Here is a 13,108-nt window from a genome sequence, read left to right on the forward strand (position 1 = left end):
AAATCCAGGATCCTATGTACGTAAACTGCGACAGAACGATAAATCCCATTGCGCTTTGAATGCGAATCCGCTACGGTGAATGCTCTTCCAGTTGGTTGATTCCCTCACGATGATCACCATGAAAAATATTTTCCGCAACGCCTCTTTCGTCGCAATTTTGAGCGGCCTTTTCACATTCAGTTACTGCTATGCTGAGGAGTTCATCAATACGGTAAAAGCTGTCAAGCCCTCAGTGGTGGCAATCGGCACGTTTAAAAAAACGCGCAGTCCTGCCGTCAGCTTTACCGGTACAGGATTTATTGTTGGCGATGGACTGACGGTCATTACCAATGCCCATGTTGTGAATGGCAATAGTAGTCTTGAAGTGGACGAAACCATCGGCATTCTGACCGGCAAGGACGATACCGCAGAGTTTCGTCCCGCCGTTGTGCTTGCCGTCGATGAGGAACACGATCTGGCACGCCTGAAAATTTCTGGCAACCCTTTGCCCGCGTTAGCGCTTGGCAATCCGGATAAGGTTACAGAAGGCCAACCAATTGCATTTACCGGCTTCCCGTTGGGTGCAGCCCTGGGATTTCATCATGCAACGCATCGCGGGATTGTGTCATCGATTACCCCGGTTGCCAGACCTGCACAAGATTCTCGCAGACTGGATCCTAAAGTCATTGCCCAACTGAGGAAGGCCGCTTATTCAGTGTTCCAGCTCGATGCAACCGCCTATCCAGGCAATAGCGGCAGTCCAGTATATGAGCCGGAAACAGGCGCCGTCATTGGCGTCATCAATATGGTATTCGTTAAAGGCTTGAAAGAAACTGCAATTACTAATCCCAGCGGGATTTCATACGCAATTCCGGTTAACTACGTCAGCGATTTGCTGAAGAAAAAGAACTAACTGAGCGAATTTCTGATGTCAGAATTCATGCTCATGACACTGGAAAATTCTCATCGGAAACATTGCAGGCAATGAGAATTATTAATACAAAGCAAGGACTTAACTAAAACCCGGCAGCGATATTGTGGCTTTTCGTGGCATCTGTTATATTGCATGAATATCATTATCAAAATGGAAATCTTATGGATATTGTCGGCGTCGTAGGCTTGGGTTATGTTGGATTGCCTTTAGCCGTTGAATTTGGCAAAAAAATGCACACAATAGGCTTCGACCTGTCAGCGACTAAGGTTGCAAGCTACCAGCAATATATCGATCCAACCGGCGAACTCTCTACTGAGGAGCTGCGCGCTTCCGTGCATCTGAGCGTGAGCACAGATCCTGCCGAACTATCAAAAGCGAACTACATCGTGATTGCCGTACCTACCCCGGTAGATCTGGCGCACAACCCGGATTTTGGTCCATTGATCGGCGCCAGCCAGACCGTCGGCAAGCATCTGAAAAAAGGGACAATCGTGGTCTATGAATCGACCGTGTACCCGGGCGCGACCGAAGAAGTGTGCATCCCGGTATTGGAAAAATACTCAGGACTGAAATGGAAAGAAGATTTCCATGTGGGCTTTTCACCGGAACGGATTAATCCCGGCGACAAGGAACACACGCTGACAACGATTTTAAAGATTGTTTCCGGCGACGACGCCGATACTTTAGACAAGGTAGCCAAGCTGTACGAAAGAATCGTTCGTGCCGGTGTGCATAGGGCGACAAGCATTAAAGTCGCAGAGGCGGCGAAGGTAATCGAGAATACCCAGCGCGATTTAAATATCGCATTGATGAATGAGCTATCCATTATTTTTGACATGATAGGCATCGATACTCTCGAGGTACTGGAAGCTGCCGGCACTAAATGGAATTTCCTGAATTTCCGCCCCGGACTGGTTGGCGGACACTGCATCGGCGTTGATCCCTATTACCTGACGCACAAGGCAGATATGCTGGGTTATCATCCGCAAGTCATTTTGGCAGGACGTCGCATCAACGACGGCATGGCTAAATTCATTGCCGAAAAAGTCGTTAAAGAAATCATCAAATCAGGACATCATGTGAAAGGCTGCGTGGTTAATGTGCTGGGCTTGACGTTCAAAGAAAATTGCCCGGATCTGCGTAACTCTAAAGTCGCGGATATGATTTTCGAATTGCAATCCTATGGCGTTGACGTGCATATTCATGATCCGCTGGCAGATGCCGCTGAAGCAAAACATGAATACGGTCTGACGCTAGAGACCTGGGAACAACTGCCACTTGCTACCGTGACCATCGCAGCCGTATCACACAAGGAATTAATGCAACGCCCACTGTCAGATTATCAGGCAAAATCGATCCCGAACGGCTGCTTCGTCGATATCAAATCGAAGTTCGACCGGGCAGCGCTGCGTGAAGCAGGTTTCAGCATCTGGCGTCTCTAAAATAAATCGGCATCATGAACATGACAAGCTACCAAGCCATACAACAGCAATTACGGACTCATCAGTCGACCTGGCTGATTACGGGCGTCGCAGGATTCATAGGCTCCAATCTGCTGGAAACTTTACTGAAGCTGAATCAAAAAGTGGTTGGCCTCGATAATTTTGCTACCGGATATCAGCACAACCTGGATCAGGTAAAAGAACGCGTCAGTCCCTCGGCCTGGTCAAATTTTCAGTTTATTCAAGGGGATATCCGCCAATTAGCGGACTGCCAAAAAGCCTGCGCCGGCATTGATTATGTTTTGCATCATGCGGCGCTAGGGTCTGTGCCGCGCTCGATTGAAGATCCCTTGCTGGCGAATGAAAATAATGTCACAGGATTTTTGAATATGCTGACAGCATCCCGGGATGCTAAAGTCAAACGCTTCATTTATGCCGCATCCAGCTCCACCTACGGCGACCATCCGAATTTACCAAAAATCGAAGACGTCATCGGCAAGCCGCTTTCGCCTTATGCCGTGACCAAATATGTCAATGAATTATATGCCGATGTTTACGCGCGTTGCTATGGTGTTGAGTCGATCGGGCTGCGATATTTCAATGTGTTCGGTCCTCGCCAGGATCCGGACGGCGCTTATGCCGCAGTCATTCCGCAATGGATCGCAGCGCTGATCAAGAACTCGACGCTGAACATCAATGGCGATGGTGAGACCACACGCGATTTCTGCTATGTCGACAATGTCGTACAGGCGAATCTACTGGCGGCACTGAGCCAAAATCCTGAGGCCGTCAATCAAATTTATAATGTGGCGCTCAACGACACAACCAGTCTGAATCAACTGTATAAGATGATGCAGCAGTTATTATTGAATAGCTTTACCCACGTTCAGGCGCATCAGCCCACCTATGAGCCGTTCCGGGTGGGCGACATCAGGCATTCGCAAGCCGACATCAATAAAGCCAAGACCTTGTTAGGCTATGCGCCGACACATAGCGTCGATGCCGGCCTCAAAGAAGCGATGGATTGGTATAAAGCGAACTTACGAACCTGAACGCATCTAAAAAATTATTGGCCTTCATGAAGAGGGCGCCTTAATGAAAAAAATCTCCGTCTACACCGGGTTTGACGAATTAATTCAATCCAACCCGGAAATCCTGGATAAGCAGGACGATACCGATTTTTTCTTTACCCTTCCCTGGTTCAGCAATTTAGCGAAAACCGCGTCACCTGAAAACTATAGTGAACGCATCTATTCTCTCCAAAGGACGAATACCAGTGCGGCAAACTATGTCATATGCCCGATGTGGGCACACTATTCGAGCGTATTCGGATGGCCTGTTCGTCGCCTGCTTTCTATGGCAAGTTTTTATACCTCGCTATACCGGCCGTTCGCGACGAGTTCGCCACGTGAGATAACTCAGGACATACCCGATCTGATTGCCGCAATGACGATTGCAGAGTCGCGCTGGGATATCATCGATTTCCATCCTATGGACCCGGAGCATGCAAGTTTTAATGCAATCCGGTCAGCACTTAGTCAAGCGGGTATGGCAACGCAGGCCTATTTCTGCTTTGGTAATTGGTATCTCAAGGTGAATGGCAGATCGTTCGAAAATTATTTTGATGGGCTCCCATCCAAGTTAAAAAATACCCTTGCCAGAAAAACAAAACAGCTTGAAAAACAGCAGCAGCTCACCATCAAGATCATTCAAAAAGAAACTGATCTGGGGGAAGCGCTAAGTGCTTATGAGCAGGTATATCAGGCAAGCTGGAAAGCAGCAGAAGGTTTTCCAGCGTTTATTCCCGGATTGGTTACGAGCTGCGCGCAGCAGGGTTGCTTGCGTCTAGGTATTGCCTACATCAATCAACAAGCGGTAGCAGCACAAATATGGATCGTGCACAACAAAACTGCATCCATATATAAGCTTGCTTATGATGAACGTTATGCGCAATTTTCGATCGGGTCCATTTTGACCGCTCGTGTAATGCAACATGTGATTGATATCGATCAAGTCACAGAGGTGGATTATCTGACTGGCGACGATGCATATAAACAAGACTGGATGTCCGACCGGCGTGAACGATGGGGAATCATGGCATTCAATTTGCGGACATGCGTGGGCTTACTTGCCGCAATCAGACATCTGGCCGGCCATTTTATCCAATCCAACATTCGGCTTATGAGAAATATATTTCGGTCTGGCAACTGATTTCATCCCTTACTCAGATCATTGAATTTGATCTGTAATCGCATTAAAAAACACATCCGGCACCGATCTACAGGTATTTCAAGTAGCGCTATGGGAATCAATTCAAAAATGGTGTAAGCTCAAAAAAATAATGACTTTTAAATAATAAAATAAATTTCGCGGATTCCACGCACATCTCGTCATGAGCAGCTTTCTGAATTAAAAGGGATAACAACATGTCGCACAAAAACAGCAAACGTACATCCATCGCCATGCTCTCCGCATCAGCGGTTCTTTTGGCGAGCTTGGGGGCATGCAGCAAAACGCAAAGTACAGAAAAATTACTCGCTGAAGCAAAGCAATACCAGCAAAAAGGTGACAGCAAAGCGGCCATCATTCAATTGAAGAATGCGTTACAAAAAGATCCCGATAATAAAGATGCGCGCTTCTTGCTAGGATCAATTTATAACGAAACTGGCGACGCCGTCTCTGCTGAAAAAGAAATCCGCAAAGCGATCAGTCTTGGCGTCAATCAAAACTTAGTTGTGATGGACCTGGCGAAGTCCTTGCTGGCACAAGGGCAATACCAAAAAGTACTGGACGAAACCGACAAAGATCCAAAATCCAAAACCGATGCAACGCTCCTGAGCTTACGAGGAAATGCCTATTTGGCCCTGGGTAAAACAACGGAAGCCAAGACTGCATTTGAACAGGCGCTCAAAGATAAAGAAAGTGATCCAGACGCCTTGATAGGATTAGCAAAACAGGCATTTGCCAATAAAGATCTGGCTGGCGCCAATAGTTTTTCTGATCAAGCCGTCACAAAAAATCCTAAAAATACTGCTGCCTGGTTATTTAAAGGCGACCTGATGCGCGTGCAAGGTAAGCTTGATGAGGCATTGACTGCCTACGGTGAAACACTGAAACTTCAACCGGACAATATACAAGCTTTGTTAGTCAGAGCGAATCTGGAAATAAGTTTAAAGAAATTCGATGAGGCAAAGAAAGATATTGATGCCGCAAAAAAAATCGCGAGCGGCAACATATTGGTTAACTATACGCAAGCTTTGTTCGACTTTAGCCAAAACAAAAACACTGCGGCACAAGAATCCCTGCAACAAGTCATTCGGGTAGCACCAGACTATATGCCCGCCGTACTATTATCCGGTGCAGTTCAGTACGCTGCCGGCTCGACCAAACTGGCAGAACAAGATTTAAGGAAATACCTCAGCAAAGTACCGAATAGCGTCTATGCGCAAAAACTACTCGCGGCGATTTTACTGAAGAGCAATCAACCGAAAGAAGCTATTCCCATCATCGAAACTGCCTTGAAAATTACTCCGGAAGATAGTCAATTAATGGCGATGGCCGGTGAGTCGTACATGATGACCAGAGAATTCACTAAGGCCGCCGAGTATTTTGACAAGGCCAGCGCTTTAGCGCCGCAACAAAGCGACTACCATACCGCTCTGGGCATGAGCAAGCTAGGCCAGGGTGATGGCAGTCAGGCCATTGCAGAATTAGAAAAAGCCGTCAATCTTGATGAAAAATCAGTCAAAGCCGGCGTTTTGTTGATCATGACGCACCTCAAACTCAAAGAATATGATAAAGCATTGGCTGCTGCAAAGGTGACCGAAAAAGAACAGCCTGAAAACCCACTAATACAAAATCTCAAGGGCGGTATTTATCTGAACAAAAAGGATATTCCAAACGCGCGCCTGAGTTTTGAGAAAGCCGTTTCCCTGCAAGCCAATTTCTTCCCTGCGATTGCCAATCTCGCCCGCCTGGATGTACTGGAGAAAAAGCCAGAAGCTGCAAAGAAACGCTTTGAAGCTGTCTTGGAAAAAGATAAAAAATCGCTTCCTGCCATGACAGCATTAGCAAATCTGGCTGTTTCGAATGGAGATAATGAGGGCGGCAAGGTATGGCTGGAGCGCGCGAATACAGAGAGTCCAGACAATCTGTCAATTATCCAAATGCTGACAACGCAATATCTTCGCATGGGAGAAAACGCGAAAGCACTGACCTTCGTAAAAAAGGCGTCGGTAACCAATCAAAAAAATCCTGATCTATTAAATCTTTTGGCGAAAATCCAGACAGTAACCGGGGATAAAGCGGCCGCATTGGATAGCTATACCAAACTCGCCGCTTTACTGCCAGAATCGCCGGCCGCACAATATCAAGTCGCCACTGCGTACATGACGATGGGTAATGAAACCGCCGCGCTTGAAGCACTGAAAAAAACCTTGCGCCTTGATGAAAAATTTCTCGATGCCCAATTGGCGATGGCAAGTCTGGATCTCAAAAATGGAAAATTCGACGAAGCCCTGACTATCGCTAAACAGCTTCAAAAGCAACAAGAAAAATCACCCGCAGGTTTTTTAATTGAAGGGGATACGCAACTCCTGCAGAAAAAACCATCCCTGGCAGTCAAATCCTATGAACAGGCAATGAAGCTTAGCGCTAACGGCCCCATTTTAATCAAATTGCATAATGCCCTGATTGCCGACGCCAAAACGAAAGAAGCTGATGCCCGTATCGGGCAATGGCTCAAGGATCACCCGGATGACGGTGCGGTCCATTTGTATTGGGGAACCTATCAACTTAATACGCAAAAAAATCGTACGGCAGCGATTGAACAGTTCCAGCTCGTTTTGAAAAATGAGCCCAATAATATTCCTGCACTCAACAATATCGCCTGGGCCTATTCCGAGCAAAAAGATAAAAAAGCCATCGAATATGCTGAACGTGCCTACAAACTTTCCGGTGATAGCCCTGCCATCATGGACACGCTAGCCTGGATCTTACTGGATCAAGGCGATACTGCCCGTGCTTTACCTCTGCTTGAAAAAGCCAGCAATCTCCAGCCAGATGCACTTGAAATACGTTATCACTTCGCTGTCGCACTGGTAAAAACCGGCGACAAAGCGAAAGCCAGGAAAGAGTTGGAAAATATTACGACGCCGGGAAAAAGTTTTGCCAAACTAGACGAAGCTAAGACGCTTTTAAAACAACTCTAAGTATTCGTATGGTGTCGGGTAAATCAGCTCGACGCCATACTGATCCCTATCTTATCTGCGTATTGATCTCTATCGAGTAACTCAGTAAATAACTCGCGTCGCTTCTATTCTTAGCCTTCCCCATCGCGTTTCCTGATACTGGTTATTAATGATAGGAGTCACGCAACGATAGGTCTGCGACGTATTGACCAGCAATAACGGCACTACAATCAAGTTAAAAGACAAAGCTTGACGCGATGCGACAAGCTCAGCTACAACAAAAAGCCACTTCAATGAAGTGGCTTTTTGATTTATTTGCGCAGACTTAGAAGAAGCTTTGCGGGATCACCAGAACATCGCCGGGGCGAACTGGAACGTTCGCAGAAATATCGCCGTCCTTTATCAGATCATTCAGACGTACGTTCAGCGTCTGCTGCTTACCGTCGACAGTACGGATAATATTCGCCTTATTACCCGACGCAAATTCGGTAATGCCGCCCACCGCAATCACCACATCCATTAATGACATTCCTTTGCGATATGCCAGCGCCTGCGGTTTTGCTGCTTGTCCTATAACCCGAATCTGTTCGCTGTAGGGACCTGAGAATGCGGTCACGATAACAGTAACGACCGGTTGTTGAATGAATTTAGCCAAAGCCTTTTCAATATCTCGCGCCAATTCAGTCGAGGTTTTGCCGATGGCGACGACATCTTCAACCAGAGGTGTCGTAATTTTGCCATCGGGACGAACCGATACCACCATGGAGACTTCCGGATTGCGCCATACGATCACATTGACTGAGTCACCGGCACCGATAAGGTAATCATGATTAGGAGCCTGAGATTCGGCCGTCGGCGCCGGCGTGAGATTCGTCGCGCAACCGCTGATGATCAATACGAACAATGTCGCTGAAATACACGAAAGCCATCTTGAAATTTTTGTCTGGAGCTTGTTCACGTGAGTCCCCTATGTGAGATGGTTGAATGTCTTCTCACTGCAATCAGCATTCAACAGAAGTTAACATGAAAGCACGATATTACCACCATCGAATCATAAAACAAGCTGATTTTATTGTTTTTTTTACATAATTATTTTTACATACTTTTCAACAATCACCTTGCTTGGGAAAGTATAGTACAGACAACGATGACAGAACGACTTTTGGCTGATTTTCTGCGTAATTCCAGTTCATTTCCTGGAATAAATTTTATTCCCCAATGGAAATTAATTGTTTTAAATCATACACTTATTTCTTGCAATTCGATAATTTTGCTGATTTCCTCTCTGTACCCGAATATGATGAAAAAGTATCGCTGAAAAGCTTGGGAAACTTCGAATTTACTTGTTTTTTTTACATTTACATAATACTATGATTCACAAAATATACGTCCCTTTCCAAAGGATAAGCTGGTAAGTTAGTCATATTGCGAATTACCACTAAAATCACCACATATGGAGAAGTCAACAAGATGGAGGAGCTGTTAACGCAGTTGCAATCCCTGCTAAGGGGGGGATGGAAATATCGCTGGTATGCGGTCATGATCGCATGGCTGGTTTCGGTATTGGGATTTGCCGTCGTCTATACACTGCCTGACAATTATCAATCCTCGGCACGCGTATTTGTCGATACCCAGAGCATGTTGAAACCTTTGCTGGCTGGCATGACCAGCGTACCTAACGTCGAGCAGCAAGTTTCCATCATGAGCCGGACGCTGTTAAGCCGGCCAAATGTCGAACGCGTAATGCGTATGGTCGACCTCGACATCAAGGCAAACACGGGCAAAGACCGTGAATTGCTGATCGAAAATTTAATCTCAAAAATTAAAATTGGCGGCACCGTACAAAACGATATTTACACTATTACCTATAACGACGAGAGTCCCAAGCTGGCGAAAGATGTAGTCCAGGCGTTGCTGACCATTTTTGTCGAGGGTAGCTTCGGTGATAAAAAACAAGACTCCACAAAGGCGGTCGTGTTCATCGATGGGCAGATCAAGATTTACGAAGAAAAACTGATCGCTGCAGAGAATGCGCTGAAAGAATTCAAGCTTAAAAATATGAATTTATTGCCGCGCCAGGGTAGCGATTCAGGAACAAAATTATCCGAAATGACCGAGAGCCTGAATCAGGCGAGATTAGAGTTAGTTGAATCTGAGCAGGCAAGAGACGCGATCAAACGACAAATTGCCAGTACTGAAAATTCAATGAAACCTGACCAGGCGACGGCAACAGTCTCCAATCCGGAAATTGACTCACGGATTCAAACTCTGAACAAGAATCTGGATGCATTGCGCTTGCAATTCACGGATCAGCATCCCGACATCGTTTCGACGAAAAGACTGATCGCTCAGCTTGAAGCAAAAAAGAATGAAGAGGCGAAAGTCCGCAAACCTGAATCTGAAATGGTGGCGGCAAATCCTCTCCTGCAACAATTAAAAATTTCCTTGTCAGCCGCAGAAGCTCGCGTCGCATCAATGCGCGCACGGGTCGATGAATATGCCAACCGCAGTTCAAAATTGAAGACGCTGAGTATTGCAGCGCCGGAGATAGAATCCCAGTTATCTCAGTTGAATCGCGACTACCAGATTAACAAAGAAAATTATGAAAAATTAGTCGCCAGCCGCGAATCTGCAAAATTATCCGGCGATCTGAGCACCACCACAGAAATGATGACGTTCAGGGTAGTCGATCCGCCAACAGCGCCGCTGACACCGGTAGGTCCGCATCGCATACGCTTGTTCTCTCTGGTATTTGCAGCGGCAATCGCGATGGGTTTGGCCGGTGCTGTATTGATGAGTAAAATTCGCCCAACCTTCCTGACCCATATCGATCTGCTTGAAATTACCGGACTACCGATCCTCGGCACCGTATCAATGAACTGGACTGAAAGTGAAAAAAGACGTCAAAAACAAAGTTTGTATGGCTTCGCAGCTTCTTCCTTTGTATTGCTGGTGTTTTACGCCGGAGTGATGTCCTTCATGTATATCAAGCAATAGAATTAATTAACATAAAAAAATATTTGTTGATCGTCTGGCAGTCGGACATACGAATCTACCTGGAGTTAGCGTGAGCATTATTGAAAAAGCGGTTGGCAGACTAGAGCAGGGCAAAGGCATTGCAACGCACTCCGCAGAAGTCAGCGCAGAGCCTGCAATTCCACCAGTCATCGTTGCGCCAGTTGCGCCTATAGTGGCGCAAGAATTAGCTCCTAAACTTGCACCTGTCGCAGCACCTGCACCATCGGTCACAGCGGAAATCCCAGGAAAAAATAGCCAACGCAAAGTAGAAATTGACATTGCCCAACTACATCGCCTGGGTATGGTGACGCCGGATGCAGAGCGCACCGCCATCGCAGAAGAATTCCGCTTGATAAAACGCCCTTTGATTGAGAAAGCCTTCAATCAGAAAAAAGGACCGCTGCACCACGGCAATCTGATCATGGTAACCAGCTCATTACCTGGTGAAGGTAAAACCTTTTGCGCCGTTAACCTCGCGATCAGCATAGCGATGGAGCTGGATCACACCGTGCTCTTAGTTGACGCCGATGTTGCCCGTCCGTCGGTACCGCGATATCTGAATCTCATGCCAGAAGGTACCAACTCTGAAATTGGCCTGATGGACGTATTGCTGGACGATAAGCTCGACCTGGCAGATGCCATGCTAAGGACGAACATCGATACCTTGACCCTGTTGCGTGCCGGCAGTAGTCACAAGCGTGCCACTGAATTATTGGCTAGCCAGAGTATGAGCAGCCTGTTGAGCGAAATTGCGAACCGCTACCCCGATCGCCTTGTGATTTTTGATTCCCCGCCGCTACTCTTGACCACGGAAGCCAGGGTCCTGGCGAATCAAATGGGACAAATCATTTTAGTTGTCGAAGCTGAAGCGACGACGCAACATGCCGTCAAAGAAGTCTTGCGCCAGCTAAAATCAAAAGCCAATGTCAATTTAATTTATAACAAAGCTAGAGCATTCTCAAACGGGGATTACTATGGCAATTATTACGGCTAAAAAAATGCGGCGCTGGCAGGCAAACTCTCTCACGCTAGGATTGACATCGATCATTCCTTTGCTGGGTATCGGCGCAACCGTCAGCGTGTCAGCAGCGGAATGGAAAGTAACGCCGACAATCAATGTGAGCGAGAGCTATACCGATAATATCAGACTGACGCAAAACGCTGAAAGCTCTTACATCACCCAAGTAGCTCCCGGGATCAATCTCACGGCGACAGGCGCGCAATTACGCTTCCGTGCCGACTATGTCATGCAAAACCTGCGTTATTCGAGCAATCATAATGGTTTTAAAACCAGTCATTTACTGAATGCCAGCGCCAATAGCGAGTTAGTCAAAGAGCTTTTTTTTTTAGACGGCAGCGCGAATATTAGTCAACAAAATTTAAATCCGTTCACGGACCAGCCAACCAACAACTTGAACCTATCCAATAACAGAACCGAAGTCAGAACTTACAGCGTATCGCCGTATTTCCGAAAAAATTTCTCACCTGAATTTACAGCTGAATTGCGTTATACGCGCGACTCAGTAAAAACCAGTACCAAGAACGTATTTGACAGTACTGGAGATAGAATTTTATTCGACCTCAAGAGCGGCTCGACTTATAAGACAATCAGTTGGGGACTTCAATTCGTTGATCAAAAAATTCATTATCCTAACCAGGCCGACGTTGAGCTTCAAACATCAACCCTCAATGGCAGCTATGCTGTTTCGCCTCTATTTAGCCTTACTGCAACGACCGGTTATGAGAACAATACCTACGTCTCAATAGGTGAAAAGCCCTCCGGCACATTTTGGACTGGCGGATTTTCATGGACGCCGACGGAAAGAACACGCTTTGCATTCAGTGCAGGTAAGCGCTTCTATGGCTCTACGTATTCTGCACTGATCAACGAACGCGCGCGCGCCAGTGTCTGGAGCCTCGGCTACAACGAAGATATCACGACTACTCGCGGGCAATACCTGATTCCGGCAACCACCAGCACTTCTGCCTTTTTGAATCAATTGTGGAAAGCCAGCGTTCCGGACAGCAACACCCGACAACAACTGGTCGATAATTTTATTCGCGATACGAATTTACCTTCGGCACTCGCGCAGCCGTTTAATACCGTCACCAATAGAGTTTTTCTGCAAAAAAATCTGCAAGCCTCCGTTGCCTTTACTGGTGCGCAAAATACTGTCCTGCTAAATGCATTTAACGTCAAGAGAGAAGCGCAATCAGCAAGCCAGGCCGATATTCTGCTGTTAGGTATTTCCAATCCGGCTTTGCTGGAAAAAATCAGACAGACTGGCGTCAATGCCCTGTGGAATTGGCAATTGTCTCCGAGAACCAGTGCCAACATCAGCACAGCTTATACCCAGACAGCCTCGGCCAACACAGGGATCAAAGACAACACCAAGACGGCGAGAGCATCGGTCTCGCGCCAATTACAAAGCAAATTAAGAGCAACGGTTGAAGTGCGGCGAGTAGAGAAAAAATCCAATCTCGCCAATGGCACTGGCAATTTTAATGAAAATGCCATCACGCTATTCTTGTTGCTAGGGTTCTAG

General features: G+C 46.7%; 9 protein-coding genes. 8 read left to right on the forward strand and 1 reads right to left on the reverse strand.

The features are described 5' to 3' along the window. The first annotated feature begins 118 nt into the window (after positions 1 to 118). The 5 genes from LPB67_RS10060 to prsT all read left to right on the forward strand — a co-directional run bounded on the left by LPB67_RS10060 (position 119) and on the right by prsT (position 7,565). Complete coding sequence (locus tag LPB67_RS10060; RefSeq protein WP_262837034.1) at positions 119 to 892, forward strand: S1C family serine protease; 774 nt, start codon at positions 119 to 121, stop codon at positions 890 to 892. A gap of 182 nt (positions 893 to 1,074) precedes the next feature. Continuing rightward, entirely contained in the window at positions 1,075 to 2,355 is a 1,281-nt protein-coding gene (locus tag LPB67_RS10065; protein WP_262837035.1) for a nucleotide sugar dehydrogenase, read from the forward strand. A gap of 20 nt (positions 2,356 to 2,375) precedes the next feature. Next, on the forward strand, positions 2,376 to 3,407 hold the full coding sequence (locus LPB67_RS10070; RefSeq protein ID WP_262837415.1) for an SDR family oxidoreductase: 1,032 nt from the start codon (positions 2,376 to 2,378) through the stop codon (positions 3,405 to 3,407). Between the two features lie 43 nt (positions 3,408 to 3,450). Further along, the gene (locus tag LPB67_RS10075; RefSeq protein ID WP_262837036.1) at positions 3,451 to 4,566 is read left to right on the forward strand and encodes a GNAT family N-acetyltransferase; all 1,116 of its coding nucleotides are present in this window, start codon (positions 3,451 to 3,453) and stop codon (positions 4,564 to 4,566) included. A gap of 215 nt (positions 4,567 to 4,781) precedes the next feature. Next, positions 4,782 to 7,565 (forward strand): XrtA/PEP-CTERM system TPR-repeat protein PrsT, encoded by a 2,784-nt coding sequence (gene prsT, locus LPB67_RS10080; protein WP_262837037.1) that lies wholly within the window; start codon positions 4,782 to 4,784, stop codon positions 7,563 to 7,565. A gap of 304 nt (positions 7,566 to 7,869) precedes the next feature. On the opposite strand, the gene LPB67_RS10085 is transcribed toward prsT, so the two are convergent. Beyond that, a complete protein-coding gene (locus tag LPB67_RS10085; RefSeq protein ID WP_410482730.1) occupies positions 7,870 to 8,433 on the reverse strand; it encodes an XrtA/PEP-CTERM system exopolysaccharide export protein in 564 nt (187 codons plus the stop codon). Between the two features lie 581 nt (positions 8,434 to 9,014). Here LPB67_RS10085 and LPB67_RS10090 point away from each other — a divergent pair. The 3 genes from LPB67_RS10090 (at position 9,015) to LPB67_RS10100 (ending at position 13,108) form a co-directional block, all read left to right on the forward strand. Continuing rightward, the gene (locus LPB67_RS10090; protein ID WP_262837038.1) at positions 9,015 to 10,541 is read left to right on the forward strand and encodes an XrtA system polysaccharide chain length determinant; all 1,527 of its coding nucleotides are present in this window, start codon (positions 9,015 to 9,017) and stop codon (positions 10,539 to 10,541) included. A 70-nt stretch (positions 10,542 to 10,611) separates the two neighbouring features. Further along, positions 10,612 to 11,556: an XrtA-associated tyrosine autokinase gene (locus LPB67_RS10095; RefSeq protein WP_262837039.1), complete on the forward strand. Its 945-nt coding sequence runs from the start codon at positions 10,612 to 10,614 to the stop codon at positions 11,554 to 11,556. Then, entirely contained in the window at positions 11,537 to 13,108 is a 1,572-nt protein-coding gene (locus tag LPB67_RS10100) for a TIGR03016 family PEP-CTERM system-associated outer membrane protein (RefSeq protein ID WP_262837041.1), read from the forward strand. Before LPB67_RS10095 ends, LPB67_RS10100 begins: the two co-directional genes overlap by 20 nt.

This window comes from Undibacterium sp. Jales W-56, assembly GCF_025548535.1.
Lineage (GTDB): Bacteria > Pseudomonadota > Gammaproteobacteria > Burkholderiales > Burkholderiaceae_D > Undibacterium.